Origin of the sequence: Enterococcus sp. AZ035, assembly GCF_050548325.1 — a bacterium.
In the GTDB taxonomy this organism is placed as follows: Bacteria; Bacillota; Bacilli; order Lactobacillales; family Enterococcaceae; genus Enterococcus; species Enterococcus faecalis.
In genome coordinates this window covers 1,630,478-1,644,755 of record NZ_CP172958.1, presented here as the reverse complement: position 1 = coordinate 1,644,755, position 14,278 = coordinate 1,630,478, and the positions used below count along the sequence as shown (strand labels likewise).

Sequence of the window (14,278 nt, the reverse complement as noted above, 5' to 3'; positions counted from 1 at the left end):
AAGCTTGATTTTTTTGCACTGCAGTTCGAGTCCTGTATGATCCATAAAAATACGTTGTATGAAAAGTCAATTCTTTTGAGATATTTTTGACTTCCTAATTTGATATACTGCGGAAAGTATCTGAGAATTTATTTAACACATTTTTTATTTACTAAAGAAAGTAAAGATCAGAGCTGTGCAAATAGAAATGATTAAAAACATCCCAATGTCATCATCTAATGTTTCAAAAATTTCAACAGGTTTCATAAAATGTTTAATTATTTTTTTCATTATATTCACCTCAAAAAGAGAATAGAATGAAATATTCTACTTATCCATTGATATATCTAACGATTGACTTACAAAATTGAAACAAAAGCCTAAAAGTCAGTTGGTGTGCTTATTATTATAATACAAAAAAGACCTCCATTCTTTTAAGAATAAGGTCTTTTTTTCGTAGTCGCCTTGTAGGCAAACTATTTCAGTTAGCCGTATTCTAAACTCAATAAAATGTCAAATACTCATACGTGTATTTTTACCACAAAATTTACCACAGATTTGCGGTATTATTTACATATCTTAGATTATCAAAAATGACAAAACAGCTATTTAATGCGTATTGTATGATGTTTTTGTTCCTTAAATTGTTACGGAATTTCAGATGGGGAGTGGCAAATATACGAAGAAAATTAACTATTTATAGCGGTTTTATTTTATTAGAGAGTCTCGTTAGTTTTAGTATTGTATGTGTGATAGCAGGGATATTCTCCCTGACTATTACACAATTAATTCAGCAAAATTATCAACGGGAGCAAGAATTAACGCGCACTCGTCTAGGATACGAAGCAATTTTATTTTTAGAGCAGACGGGTGATTTACGTTTCAAAGAGCGGATATATCAAGGAGAAACTTACCGATTTTCTTTGATGGAGAACGATGGAAGAAGGATACTAAAAGTCACAGATTCAAGAGGAGCGATTTTGATTGGTCAATAAAAAATATGCGGGTTTTACGATGTTAGAGTGTTTAGTAGCACTAGTCGTTTTAAGTTGTATGTGTCAATTGTTTCAGTTGATGATTCAACAAAGTTTTATCGGAAATCAATATTTGAAAAACAATGATTCGAAATCCTGGCATATTTTTTTAATTCAATTAGAAAAAGAATGTCAAAAGCTCGTTTTCCAAACAGGCTCTGCTCAAGAGATTTCTTTCCTCGACTCAGAAACAAACAAGACTATTTCAATTCAAATCAAAGAAGATAAAATTATTAAGCGAGTCAATGGTAAAGGCTATCAACCGCTGTTAATTGGTATCAAAAATGGACAGTTTAAAAATGAAGGACAATCGTTTACTTTGGAAGTTACTTTTACTTCTGGAAAAACATTTGATAGTTTTTTTCCGATAAAGGGAGAATTTTAATGAGGCAAAAATATTCAGGAAACTTATTGTTCACGGCCATGGCCATTGTTTATTTGATGAGTTTTCTCGCCCTTCAGTTACTAGAAGAACGTCAGTTAACACAAAAATTTACGCAAGCTACCCAGGAATACTATGCAGGGAAAAGTATCTTTCATTTATTTCTTGCAGATGTTAAACAAAATAGACGAAAGTTAAAAACAGAAGAAAGGCTCGTATACGCGCAAGTGACCCTCGATTATACATACAAAAATGAACAATTAAGAATAACTGTTTTATTAAACAAATCTGGTCGAAAATACCAATATCAAGAGAGAGTTTCTCATCAAAAAAAAGCGGAAACAATACTGGAATAGCGTTGTTTTTCTACAAATTATTAGATTTTAGAAGAAAGACAGTAAAGGCATTGATTATTCTTTCTTTTTTCGTTAAAATAAAACAGGTATGGAAGTTGTTACATTTTGAATAGAATAGAGGTGCTAATTTGTTCCCAGAAAAAATTGAAGAGGCTTTCGAGCCAATGGAACAAGCAATCCAGTTATTGCAACAGTCATTGGATACTTCTTTTTTAGATGCGTATATTGAAAATGGTGAAAATATTTTAGATGATTTTCAAGTACGAGTACTTGACGGAGTACCTAATCCAGAGACAGTGAAACAATTAGAAACGCTGTATCATACGATTAAAAAAATTGATTTAGCTCCTGAAGATGTGCGACGCTTGTCCCAATTACTTTTGCTAAAAGGAACGAGAAAAGAGCAGCTTCAAGCAAATCATCAATTGACGCCAGACGGTATTGGCTTTTTGTTTGTTTATTTAGTAGAACAATTAACAAATAAATCAGAGCCATTAAAAATTTTAGATCCTGCTTCAGGAATGGGAAATTTACTGTTAACGGTTCTGCTGAACCTTGAAACAGCTGGTTACAAAGTTTCTGGTTATGGTGTGGATATCGATGAAACACTTTTGGCAGTATCTTCTGTGAACAATGCTTGGTCACAAGCCAATATTCAGTTGTTCCATCAAGACGGATTGCAAGATTTGTTATTGGATCCAGTTGATTTAGCATTAAGTGACTTGCCGATTGGCTATTATCCAAATGATGAGCGAGCAAAGGGATTTGCTGCTGCTGCGGAGGAAGGCCATAGTTATGCGCATCATTTATTAATGGAACAAGCCATGAAATACGTGAAGCCAGCAGGGTTTGGCTTATTCTTAATCCCGACCAATATTTTAGAGACTGAGCAAAGTGAATTCTTTAAAAATTGGTTGACAAAAAATGTCTATTTACAAGGAATGATACAGTTACCTGATGAATTGTTTAAGTCAGAACAATCACGTAAAAGTATCTTGCTTGTTCAAAACAAGGGTGCAGATGCTGAGCAAGTGAAGGAAGTTTTGTTAGCAAAACTTGCCTCTTTGAAAGATATCAATAAAGTAACGGAGTTCTTTAAACAATTTGAAGCTTGGAAAGCTTCAAATTTAAAATAAAATAGTAACGAAGAGGAGAAAATTATGTCTAAAACAATTGCAATTAATGCAGGTAGTTCAAGTTTAAAATGGCAATTATACCAAATGCCAAATGAAGAAGTGATCGCTAAAGGAATCGTTGAACGTATTGGCTTAAAAGATTCTATCTTCACAATTAAATATGGTGAAGGACAAAAATATGAAGTAATTGTTGATATTGATAACCATGAAGTGGCAGTAAAAATGTTATTAGACCAATTAATCGACTTAAACATTTTAGGTTCTTATGATGAAATTACTGGTGTTGGTCACCGTGTAGTTGCTGGTGGAGAAGAATTTAAAGATTCTGTTGTTATTACAGACGAAGTATTAGAAAAAATTGAAGCTTTATCTGAATTAGCACCTTTACACAACCCAGCGAATGCGATGGGGATTAAAGCATTTAAACATATCTTACCAGAAATCATTAGCGTGGCAGTCTTTGATACGTCGTTCCACACAACAATGCCAGAACACAACTATTTATATAGTGTACCGCGTGAATACTATGAAAAATTTGCTGCACGTAAATATGGGGCACATGGAACTAGTCATCGTTATGTCTCTCAACGTGCTGCAGAAATGTTAGGTCGTCCAATTGAAGACTTAAAAATTATCACTTGTCACTTAGGTAATGGTGCTTCAATCACTGCAGTTGATGGTGGTAAATCAGTCGATACATCAATGGGCTTCACTCCTCTTGCTGGCGTTACAATGGGGACTCGTTCAGGGGATGTTGATGCGTCACTATTGCCTTATTTAATGACAAAACTTGGCTTGACTGATGTACAAGACATGGTTGATATTTTAAACAAAAAATCTGGTTTATTAGGTTTAACAAATGGTTTATCAAGCGACATGCGCGATATTCAATCAAACTTAGATAAACCTGAAGTTCAAACAGCATACAACATTTTTATCGATCGTATTCGTAAATACATTGGTAGCTATGTCACTGTTATGAATGGCGTTGATGCGATTGTCTTTACTGCTGGAATCGGTGAAAATGCAGTTGGCGTTCGTAAAGATATTATTGATGGCATGACTTGGTTTGGTTGTGAAATCGATAATGACAAAAATAATGTACACGGTGAAGAAGCAGTTATCTCAACTGATGATTCAAAAATCAAGCTTCTATTAGTACCAACTGATGAAGAGTTAATGATTGCCCGTGACGTAGAACGTCTAAAATAATTAAACGAACACACCTTGTGAGACACTCTCACAAGGTGTGCTTAATAGGTAAATAAGAAAAAACTGAGCCAACTATCAAAAGTGATAGTTGGCTCAGTTTTTTCTTATTTTTTATTTTTCTTCATTTTTTGGTAATTTGTTGTCTAAATCCGTCCGTACAACGAGAACATCGCAGCTAGCGTTACGGATAACTGATTCAGAGACAGAGCCAATAAATAAACGCTCAACGGCATTTAATCCAGTTGCTCCTAACATAATTAAATCAATGTTGTATTCTTTTGGTAATTCTTTGGCAATGATATTCTTAGGAGAACCATAGGCTAGAACGCTAGAGACTTTTGTTTGTCCCATATCCACCGCTTGTTGTTGGTAGGTGTCTAAGGTTTCTTTTGCCATTGACATTGCTTCTTCTGCTAGCGCACCATCAAAAGAGGACACTGATTGGAAAGAGCGCGTATCAACAACATGTGCTAATAGTAATTCAGCATCGTTTCGTTTAGCGACGTTGACCGCTTTTTTAAAGGCTAAGTCTGCTTCGTCAGAACCATCGATTGCTATCATAATTTTTTGATATTGTTGTAACATAATAACCGCTCCTTTCAGCGTAAAAAAATCATTAATTGTTTCTATAATAATTGTAAAACAAACAAAGAAAAAAAGAAACTGAAACCGCTTCTTTTTTTCTGAATATTGGCATTTTTTTGTAAAAAAAACTTCGTTCAAAAAAATCTTTTTGAACGAAGTTTTAAATTCATCGTCTTTTATGACATTTTTTTTGCAAAAGTTAAACTAAACAACGTTGAAAGTAATAAAACAAAAATGATAAAACCAATTGACAATAACGGGCGATTAAAAATAGCCGCTAGAACACCTAGAATGGCGATAATCAAGTAATAACGCCCAAAACGTTCGATAAACTGTTGACTTTCTGTTGCAGTTTCTTTTTTTAAGAGTGGTAAAAAAGCTGCACTTTTCTTCATCAAATAATAACTGGCTACGCCTGTGACAACGGCGAGTAATAGTACGAGTATACGAATCATCTTGTCCTCCAAAAAAAAACAACTTGCCAGAGCAAATTGTTTAGAAATCTACATAAAAATGGTAAAATCCGTCGATGCCGGTAATCGTCCTAGAGTATTGAACCCGCAAGATAAGCAGGTGGGTTCCTCGATCGCAGTATTGAACTACCAAAAGAAAAGGCATGTTACCAACTTTGATACAAGCAGGATCCCTAGATATCAATAAAAATGTTCGGTCAACACAGTGAAAGGACAACGCGTACATCACAGATTTACCATCTTTATAATAGCATACTCTCTCAAAATCGGCAACGAGATTGTTTCTTTTTTTGAAAGCGTATTATTTTGTTATTTTTTCTGTTTCCATTCTTGGATACGCTTGAGTTGCTGATGTAAGGCTTGTTCATATTTACCAATATCAATCGGTTCGTAATAACGTGCCTCTTTTAATTTGTCAGGTAAGTATTGCTGATTGACCCAACCGTTTTCAAAATTATGTGGGTATTGATAACCAATGCCACGGTTTAATTCTTTGGCTCCAGCATAGTGGGCATCACGTAAATGATCAGGAACATCTCCCACAGAGCCTTGTCGAATATCTGCCAAAGCAGCATCAATCGCTGTGACTGCAGAATTTGATTTTGGCGATAAACATAAATCAATGACGACACTGGCTAGAGGAATTCTAGCTTCTGGAAACCCTAGCTTTTCGGCGGCTTGAACAGCGGTGACCGTCCGAGCGGCCGCCGCAGGATTCCCAAGACCGATATCCTCGTAAGCAATGACCATTAAACGACGACAAATAATCGGTAAATCACCTGCTTCAACTAAGCGACCCAAATAATGAAGTGCAGCATCTACATCGCTTCCTCGGATCGACTTTTGGAAAGCGGAAATTACATCATAATGGGCATCGCCATCTTTATCATGGGTTAAGGCTTTTCGTTGCACGCACTCTTCAATAATCGGTAAGGTGATCTTAATTTCGCCTTGTTCATTTTTGGGTGTTGATTTAACAGCTAATTCTAGTCCATTTAGCGCACTACGTAAGTCACCGTTCGTTGCGCGTGTCAAATGTTGTAATGCTTTTTCTTCTAAGTGGACAGGATAATTGCCTAAGCCACGTGTGCTATCGGTTAAGGCTTCTTGAATCGCTTGCTGAATGTCTGTTTCCGTTAAGGGCTTTACTTCAAAGATTTGCGTACGACTACGAATCGCAGGATTAATTGTGATATATGGATTTTCGGTAGTGGCTCCAATCATAATAATTCGTCCGTTTTCTAAATGAGGGAGCAAAAAATCTTGTTTTGTTTTATCTAATCGGTGAATTTCATCAAGCAGTAAAATCACTGTGCCACTCATTTTGGCTTCTTCAGCAACGATTTGTAAATCTTTTTTAGTATCTGTGGCCGCGTTCAACATGCGAAAGGCATAATTTGTTGAACCAGCGATTGCGCTGGCAATACTGGTTTTTCCAGTGCCAGGCGGCCCGTAAAGAATCATCGATGAAAGCATTTTGGCTTCGACCATCCGACGAATAATTTTACCAGGGCCGACTAAATGTTGTTGACCAACTACTTCGTCTAAGTGACGAGGTCGCATTCGATAGGCTAAAGGTTGTTGCATAAAAGGACCTCCTTTTTCATAATCATCTTATTATAACATAAAGAACGTACATTCGCTTTTTGGTGGTTTTTTGGGTTTTAGATGGATATAGCGGAAGGTTTCGTGTATGATAGGGAGTGGTGAAAGAAATGAAAGAAACGATAAATATCTTTAACACAAAAACAACTGAAGAAGTGGCGCAATACTTGTTAGGGATGTATTTAGAGCACGAAACAGCAACAGGTGTTTTAGGTGGGTACATTGTGGATGCAGAAGCTTATTTAGGTCCTGATGATGAGGCGGCCCATAGCTTTGGCTTGAGAAAAACGCCACGCTTACAAGCCATGTATGACAAACCAGGCACGATTTATTTATATACTATGCACACGCATTTAATTTTAAATATGGTGACACAAGAGCAAGGCAAACCACAAGGGGTGATGATCCGCGCGATTGAACCTGTTGAAGGTGTCGACAAAATGATTGAAAATCGCCAAGGACGTCAAGGCGTGGAATTGACCAATGGACCAGGTAAATTAGTTGCAGCCTTAGGAATTGATAAGCAATTATATGGGCAGTCGATTTTTTCTAGTTCGTTACGGCTCGTGCCAGAAAAACGAAAATTTCCGAAAAAAATTGAGGCACTACCACGAATTGGAATTCCCAATAAAGGTCGTTGGACCGAGTTGCCTTTAAGATACGTCGTGGCTGGCAATCCATATATTTCTAAACAAAAAAAACAGCAGTAGACCAAATAGATTTTGGCTGGAAGGATGAAGAAAATGAAAAAAGCAACAATGCTCACATACTTAGAGGAACAACTTGAAAAACACTTAGGAGATTACGAAGTAGGCCTTGATTGGGATCGTAAAAACCATACCATCGAAGTCATTGTTCGTTTATATGCAGAAAACAATCAGCAAGTGGCGATTGATGATGTTGATGGTACGCTTTCAGAAGAAGAATTTATTGAATTTGAAGATGGCTTGTTATTTTACAATCCGCAAAAGTCAGTCGTTGATGATGGAGATTATTTAGTCACAATTCCTTATGAAGGAAAGAAAGGACTACGCAAAGCAGTTTTAGACGGATTCATTCACTATTTAAAAGTGGTTTTAGATGAAGGGCAAAGTGATTTGTTAGACTTTTTATCAGATGAAACAGCGGAAGTTTTTGAATTGCATTGGGAGCCAGCAGATTTTGAAGCGATGATTAAAAAAGTGGCAGAAACAGAAAAAGAACAATGGATTGCGTATCCAAGTTATTAATTTAGAGGTGAGAACATGAAGTGGACAGAAGTAAAAGTAGAAACGGCTAGCGAAGCAGTTGAAGCAATTTCAAACATTATGATGGAAGCTGGCGCAAGTGGCGTGGCCATTGAAGATGCGTTGGACATTGAAAATTTTGAAAGTGATCTGTATGGGGAAATTTTAGATAAAGAGCAATTCACCCACATTAAAGAAGGAGCGATTGTGATGGCTTATTTTCCTGAAACAACCTTCTTACCAGAAATTTTACCATTTATGAAAGAAAATATTTTACGCTTGCCTGAGTACGGCTTATCCATTGGTAAAAACGAAATGACAATTAGTGAAGTAGCAGAAAGCGACTGGGCAACTGCTTGGAAAAAATATTATCATCCTGTCCGTGTCACACGATTCTTAACGATTGTGCCAAGTTGGGAAGCCTATCACGCACAAGATGAAGCAGAAAAAATTATCACATTGGATCCGGGCATGGCTTTCGGTACAGGTACGCATCCAACGACTCGTTTAACCTTGCAAGCTTTAGAAACTGTTTTACGTGGTGGCGAAACAGTTCTAGATGTAGGAACGGGCTCTGGTGTTTTGAGTATTGCAAGTCGCTATTTAGGGGCTAAAGACGTCTACGCATATGATTTAGATGAAGTAGCAGTTGCAGCGGCAAAAGAAAATATGGATTTAAATCCCATTGCGGCCGATGTTCATGTGTCAGCCAATGATTTACTAAAAGGGATTGACCATTCTGCTGATGTAATCGTCGCAAATATTTTGGCAGATATTATTGTGTTAATGATTGAAGATGCTTGGCGTTTGCTAAAACAAGACGGTACCTTCATTATTTCTGGAATTATTGAAGATAAAAAAGCAATGGTTTTAGAAGCACTAACGAAAGTCGGGTTTGTGGTGGACCAACTCTTTAATCAAGGCGATTGGTATGCGATTATCTTGAAGAAACCAGAGGAAGAGTAAAATGCAACGGTATTTCATGAAAGAAGATTATCAAGAAAAAGATTTGTATAAAGTCGCAGATGAAAACTATCATCATATTGTGCGAGTTATGCGAATGACGCCGAATGATCGTTGTTATTTAGTATTTCAAAATAAAACTGCCATTTTAGCTGAGATTGTGGAAATTGATTCAACATCTGTTTACTTTAAAGAAATTAGTAAAGAAGAAATGGACAAAGAATTGCCAATTGAAGTGACGATTGCGTGTGGGTTACCAAAAGGGGACAAGTTAGAATGGATTGTTCAAAAAGGCACGGAGCTAGGTGGCAATCAGTTTATCGGCTTTCCTGCGAAAACTTCCGTTGTCAAATGGGACCACAAAAAAAGAGCAGCCAAAGAAAAAAGATTACAAAAAATTGCCACAGAAGCGGCGGAGCAATCGCATCGGCAGCAGACACCAAGTGTTTCTTTGGTGGAAAAAACACAAGAAATCATTGCGCAATTTGACTCATATGACACAGTCTTGGTTGCGTATGAAGAATCAGCAAAACAAGGAGAAAAAAGTCAATTAGCACAAGTATTATCCACTTGCCAGCCAGGCGCACGTTTGTGTGTGCTCTTTGGACCTGAAGGTGGCTTTGCACCGCAAGAAATTGAACAATTTCTGCAGGCTGGGGCGAAACTTTGCGGGTTGGGTCCGAGAATTTTACGAGCAGAAACAGCACCGTTGTATCTTTTAAGTGCGGTTAGCTACCAAATGGAACTTTTAAATTAAACGAAAGCCCGCCTGTAAAATTCTTGTAGGCATTCTCTTTAAATAAACAGAGAGTAAAAAAGCGACAGTGATTGAAATTTAAGGGAAATTTAGTATAATAGAGTTGTTGAAAGTGCTACTGTTTCAAGTGGTACTTTTCTTTTTTATTAAAATAGATAAAACGTGAACGAAGTGTTCTTTATCCAAAGGTCACCTTCATAGAGGAGTGAATACCATGCCAAAAGAAGAAATACTGACAGGCCCAGCGGTCATCAAAATTGTAAGTACCTATATGGGACCAGAACATGTTGAGTTGGTTCAAAAAGCATTAACTTATGCTGAAAAAGCACACGAAGGTCAAGTCCGACAATCAGGTGAACCTTACATCATCCATCCGATTCAAGTGGCAGGCATTCTGGCTGAATTACATATGGATCCCCATACTGTAGCAACAGGATTTTTACATGATGTTGTCGAAGATACGGACGTAACACTGGACGATTTAAAAGAAGAATTTGGCGAAGACATCGCAATGTTAGTCGATGGCGTAACGAAACTAGGAAAAATTAAATATAAATCTCATGAAGAACAATTAGCCGAAAACCATCGGAAAATGTTATTGGCAATGGCGCAAGATTTACGGGTCATTATGGTGAAACTAGCCGATCGTTTGCATAATATGCGCACATTAAAACATTTACGTGAAGATAAGCAACGACGGATTGCGCAAGAAACTTTAGAAATTTATGCGCCTTTAGCACATCGCTTAGGGATTAGTCGAATTAAATGGGAATTAGAAGATACGGCCTTACGTTATATTAACCCCAACCAATACTATCGAATTGTTAATTTGATGCAAAGCAAACGCGATGAGCGTGAAGCTTATGTGGCAGAAGCAGTCGAAGATATTCGTTTAGCTACGGAAGATTTAGAAATTTACGCAGAAATATATGGTCGACCAAAACATATTTATTCAATCTATCGTAAAATGAAGGACCAAAAGAAACAATTTAATGAAATCTATGACTTATTAGCCATTCGTGTTATTGTCGATTCCATTAAAGATTGCTATGCCGTGTTAGGGGCGATTCATACACGTTGGACACCAATGCCAGGTCGCTTTAAAGATTATATTGCTATGCCAAAAGCGAATATGTATCAATCTATCCATACGACAGTTATTGGACCAAAAGGGAATCCAGTAGAGGTCCAAATTCGGACCCATGAGATGCACCAAATCGCCGAATTTGGGGTGGCGGCTCACTGGGCCTATAAAGAAGGCAAAGCGGAAAAAATTGAAACAGATGAACTGACGAAGCAAGTCGATTGGTTCCATGAAATTATTGAATTACAAGATGAAAGCTATGATGCTTCTGAATTTATGCAAGGTGTTAAAGAAGACATTTTTAGTGACAAAGTCTATGTCTTTACGCCAAGTGGAGATGTAACCGAACTGCCAAAAGGCTCCGGACCACTAGATTTTGCTTACAGTATCCATACTGAAATTGGGAATAAAACAACCGGTGCGAAGGTCAACGGCAAAATGGTACAGTTAGACTATGTCCTAAAAAATGGGGATATTATTGAAGTCTTAACATCACCGAATTCTTTCGGACCTAGTCGCGACTGGCTGAAAATGGTTAAAACAAGTAAAGCCAAAAATAAAATCAAACGTTTCTTTAAAGAACAAGACCGTGAAGATAACATTATTAAAGGGCATGATGCTGTCATTAAATACATGACAGAAATCGGCTTTACACCAAAAGAATTTTTAACGAAGAATAAAATGGCGGAAGTGCTAGATAAATTCAAATTTCAAACGGAAGATGATTTATTTGCGGCAGTAGGTTATGGCGAATTAAGTGCGCAAGTAGTGTGCAATCGTTTAACAGAAAAAGAACGCCGCGAACAAGAGTTGGAACGCCAACGTCAAGAAGCAGAAGAGTTGTTAAATCAGCCAGCTAAAAAAGAATCAGAAAAAATGAAAGTTCGTCATGAAGGCGGCATCGTGATTCAAGGGGTGGACAACCTATTGATTCGTTTAAGCCGCTGTTGTAATCCAGTGCCTGGTGATGAAATCGTTGGTTACATTACCAAAGGACGTGGCGTTTCAATTCATCGTGCGGACTGTCCTAACGTACAACATCAAGAAGAACTAGCACAACGTCTAATTGAAGTTGAGTGGGAAGATACCGAGCACAGTCGCAAAGAATACGCTGCCGATTTGGAGATTTACGGCTATGATCGTAGTGGCTTACTAAGTGATGTTTTACAAGTCATTAGTTCGATGACAAAAAATTTAGTCGGCGTTGAAGCTCGTCCATCCAAAGATAAGATGGCCCAGATTCATGTTACTGTGAAAATTCAAAACCTTTCTCATTTAAAAACCATCGTTGACAAAATTAAAAGTGTACCAGATGTTTATAGTGTTCGTCGAACCAATGGGTAAGTGTTAAAAGTGAGGCAAAAAAGATGAAAGTAGTTATTCAAAGAGTCAGTCAAGCACAAGTTGCGATAGAAGAGCAGATAGTGGGACAAATCAAACAAGGCTTCATGGTGCTGGTGGGCATTCATCAAGAAGACACGCCAGAAGATGTGGCTTATGTTGTTGGCAAAATCAGTAAATTGCGTGTTTTTGAAGATGACGAAGGAAAAATGAATCGCAGCATTCAAGAGATTGAAGGATCAATTCTAAGTATCTCTCAATTTACCCTCTATGCAAAAACTAAAAAAGGCAATCGTCCCAGTTTTATTGAAGCGGCTCGTCCAGATGTGGCGATTCCTTTGTATGAATTATTTAATCAACAATTAGAAGCAGAAGGAATAGCGGTAGCCACAGGAGAATTTGGCGCGGATATGCAAGTGTCGTTGACCAATGATGGTCCAGTGACCATTGTGATCGATACACGAGAAAAATAATTGATTTTCCTATCGGAACCTCTTGACTTTCTAAGAGAACTTTAGTAGTTTATAGATAATATTAAAAATCTACGAAGGAACGAGTAAGTTTCATCTGTCTGCGAAGAGAGAGTTGCCGTGGCTGAGAGCAACTTCAACAGTGAAAGTGAAAGACATTCTGGAGATGGACGGAAGAAAAGCCGTCCCGTTACGAGCGTTAATCGTTGAGGAAAGAGTAAAATCTTTCAAAACTAGGTGGTACCGTGTAAAAGAGACTTTTACGCCCTTGTATGTTCAACATACAAGGGCTTTTTTCATTTTTAGAAAAAAGAAAATGGCGCACACATTTTTGTGGAATGATAGAAGGAGAGAAAGACAATGAGTTATCAAAAACCAAAAGGAACAAACGATATTTTGCCAGGAACTTCTGAAAAATGGCAATTTGTGGAAGAAACAGCTCGTTTGATTTTTAAAGATTATCAATACCAAGAAATCAGAACCCCGATTTTTGAACATTATGAAGTAATATCTCGCAGTGTTGGCGATACTACAGATATTGTTTCAAAAGAAATGTATGATTTTTATGATAAAGGAGACCGTCACGTGACGCTACGTCCTGAGGGGACAGCGCCAATTGTTCGGGCCTTCGTTGAAAATAAATTATATGGTCCGGAATATACGAAACCATATAAAACCTATTACATGGGGCCGATGTTCCGCTATGAACGCCCACAAGCTGGTCGTTTGCGTCAATTCCATCAAATTGGTGTGGAAGCATTTGGTAGTGAAAACCCAGCATTGGATGTTGAAATCATGGCTATGGCTTTGGACTTCTTCAAACAATTAGGCATCCAACAAATCAAATTAGTTATTAATTCCTTGGGGGATAAAGAAACACGTGCTACGTACCGTCAAGCATTAATCGATTATTTAGAGCCCCATATGGCAGAATTAAGCGAGGATTCACAACGTCGCTTACACGAAAATCCATTGCGGGTGTTAGACAGCAAAGATAAAAAAGACAAGGTGATTGTCGCAGAAGCGCCCTCCATTTTAGATTATTTAAATGAACCATCTAAAGCACATTTTGAAGCAGTAACTGATATGTTAGATTTACTAGAAATTCCTTATGAAATTGATAGTAATATGGTTCGCGGCCTGGATTATTACACACACACAATTTTTGAAATTATGAGTGAAGCGCCTAAAATGGGTGCGCAATCAACAATTTGTGCAGGGGGCCGATACAATGGTTTAGTTGAAGAATTAGGCGGCCCAGACACACCAGGTTTTGGTTTTGGTATGGGCATTGAGCGAGTGTTGTTAACAATGGAAGCTGAAGAAGTTGTGATTCCAGCGTTATCTGAATTAGACGCATATGTGGTTGGGATTGGTTCAGAAACCAACGTCGCAGCTTTGCAACTTGTTCAAAGCATTCGTAACTTTGGTTTCTCAGCTGATCGTGATTACATGAATCGCAAACCAAAAGCGCAATTTAAAACGGCCGATAAATTACAAGCAAAATTAGTTTTAACAATCGGTGAAAATGAATTGAATGAAGGCATTGTCAACGTAAAATCAATGGCAACACGCGAAGAAAAAGCCTTCCCGTTAAGTGCTATTCATGATTCATTTGATGAAGTGTATGACGAAATGATGACAAAAATGATTGAAGAATAAAAAGGAGAGATTG

15 protein-coding genes, 1 other RNA gene and 1 pseudogene are annotated in these 14,278 nt (G+C 37.5%); 13 read left to right on the top strand and 4 right to left on the bottom strand.

Annotated features, from left to right (window positions below; genetic code table 11):
- Window positions 1-602 precede the first annotated feature (602 nt).
- From IGL32_RS07940 to IGL32_RS07920, 5 genes are all read left to right on the top strand, one after another.
- Window positions 603-974 carry a type II secretion system protein gene (locus tag IGL32_RS07940; RefSeq protein ID WP_170310356.1) on the top strand — a complete coding sequence of 124 codons (372 nt, stop codon included), beginning with the start codon at window positions 603-605 and terminating at the stop codon, window positions 972-974.
- Window positions 964-1,398: a competence type IV pilus minor pilin ComGF gene (gene comGF, locus IGL32_RS07935; protein WP_002357060.1), complete on the top strand. Its 435-nt coding sequence runs from the start codon at window positions 964-966 to the stop codon at window positions 1,396-1,398. The genes IGL32_RS07940 and comGF overlap by 11 nt, the downstream gene beginning before the upstream one ends.
- The gene (comGG, locus tag IGL32_RS07930; protein WP_002357061.1) at window positions 1,398-1,751 is read left to right on the top strand and encodes a competence type IV pilus minor pilin ComGG; all 354 of its coding nucleotides are present in this window, start codon (window positions 1,398-1,400) and stop codon (window positions 1,749-1,751) included. The genes comGF and comGG overlap by 1 nt, the downstream gene beginning before the upstream one ends.
- A 128-nt stretch (window positions 1,752-1,879) precedes the next feature.
- The gene (locus IGL32_RS07925) at window positions 1,880-2,887 is read left to right on the top strand and encodes a class I SAM-dependent methyltransferase (protein WP_002357063.1); all 1,008 of its coding nucleotides are present in this window, start codon (window positions 1,880-1,882) and stop codon (window positions 2,885-2,887) included.
- Between the two features lie 24 nt (window positions 2,888-2,911).
- Window positions 2,912-4,099 carry an acetate/propionate family kinase gene (locus IGL32_RS07920; protein ID WP_002362052.1) on the top strand — a complete coding sequence of 396 codons (1,188 nt, stop codon included), beginning with the start codon at window positions 2,912-2,914 and terminating at the stop codon, window positions 4,097-4,099.
- 111 nt (window positions 4,100-4,210) lie between these two features.
- Here the strand turns inward: IGL32_RS07920 and IGL32_RS07915 are convergent, their stop codons facing one another.
- The 4 genes from IGL32_RS07915 to IGL32_RS07900 form a co-directional block, all read right to left on the bottom strand.
- Window positions 4,211-4,684: a universal stress protein gene (locus IGL32_RS07915; protein WP_002357065.1), complete on the bottom strand. Its 474-nt coding sequence runs from the start codon at window positions 4,682-4,684 to the stop codon at window positions 4,211-4,213.
- Window positions 4,685-4,860: 176 nt separating this feature from the next.
- Window positions 4,861-5,139, bottom strand: a complete 279-nt coding sequence (locus IGL32_RS07910) for a hypothetical protein (protein ID WP_156210008.1) — start codon at window positions 5,137-5,139, stop codon at window positions 4,861-4,863.
- 61 nt (window positions 5,140-5,200) lie between these two features.
- Window positions 5,201-5,394, bottom strand: a non-coding RNA gene (ssrS, locus tag IGL32_RS07905) — 6S RNA.
- Window positions 5,395-5,466: 72 nt separating this feature from the next.
- Window positions 5,467-6,744 (bottom strand): replication-associated recombination protein A, encoded by a 1,278-nt coding sequence (locus tag IGL32_RS07900; protein WP_002381744.1) that lies wholly within the window; start codon window positions 6,742-6,744, stop codon window positions 5,467-5,469.
- Window positions 6,745-6,872: 128 nt separating this feature from the next.
- Here IGL32_RS07900 and IGL32_RS07895 point away from each other — a divergent pair.
- From IGL32_RS07895 to hisS, 8 genes and pseudogenes are all read left to right on the top strand, one after another.
- Window positions 6,873-7,549 (top strand): annotated as a pseudogene (locus IGL32_RS07895) (DNA-3-methyladenine glycosylase).
- On the top strand, window positions 7,506-7,991 hold the full coding sequence (locus IGL32_RS07890) for a DUF3013 family protein (protein ID WP_002381745.1): 486 nt from the start codon (window positions 7,506-7,508) through the stop codon (window positions 7,989-7,991). The pseudogene IGL32_RS07895 and the gene IGL32_RS07890 overlap by 44 nt, the downstream one beginning before the upstream one ends.
- A 15-nt stretch (window positions 7,992-8,006) precedes the next feature.
- Window positions 8,007-8,954: a 50S ribosomal protein L11 methyltransferase gene (gene prmA / locus IGL32_RS07885; protein WP_002357075.1), complete on the top strand. Its 948-nt coding sequence runs from the start codon at window positions 8,007-8,009 to the stop codon at window positions 8,952-8,954.
- Window position 8,955: 1 nt separating this feature from the next.
- Window positions 8,956-9,708, top strand: coding sequence for a 16S rRNA (uracil(1498)-N(3))-methyltransferase (locus IGL32_RS07880; RefSeq protein ID WP_002357078.1), 753 nt, complete (start codon window positions 8,956-8,958; stop codon window positions 9,706-9,708).
- A gap of 214 nt (window positions 9,709-9,922) precedes the next feature.
- Window positions 9,923-12,136 carry a RelA/SpoT family protein gene (locus IGL32_RS07875; RefSeq protein ID WP_002380422.1) on the top strand — a complete coding sequence of 738 codons (2,214 nt, stop codon included), beginning with the start codon at window positions 9,923-9,925 and terminating at the stop codon, window positions 12,134-12,136.
- 23 nt (window positions 12,137-12,159) lie between these two features.
- The gene (gene dtd, locus IGL32_RS07870; protein WP_002357080.1) at window positions 12,160-12,606 is read left to right on the top strand and encodes a D-aminoacyl-tRNA deacylase; all 447 of its coding nucleotides are present in this window, start codon (window positions 12,160-12,162) and stop codon (window positions 12,604-12,606) included.
- Window positions 12,607-12,745: 139 nt separating this feature from the next.
- Entirely contained in the window at window positions 12,746-12,967 is a 222-nt protein-coding gene (locus IGL32_RS07865; protein WP_002383130.1) for a hypothetical protein, read from the top strand.
- Window positions 12,964-14,265 carry a histidine--tRNA ligase gene (gene hisS / locus IGL32_RS07860; protein ID WP_002362049.1) on the top strand — a complete coding sequence of 434 codons (1,302 nt, stop codon included), beginning with the start codon at window positions 12,964-12,966 and terminating at the stop codon, window positions 14,263-14,265. The genes IGL32_RS07865 and hisS overlap by 4 nt, the downstream gene beginning before the upstream one ends.
- Window positions 14,266-14,278: the final 13 nt, after the last annotated feature.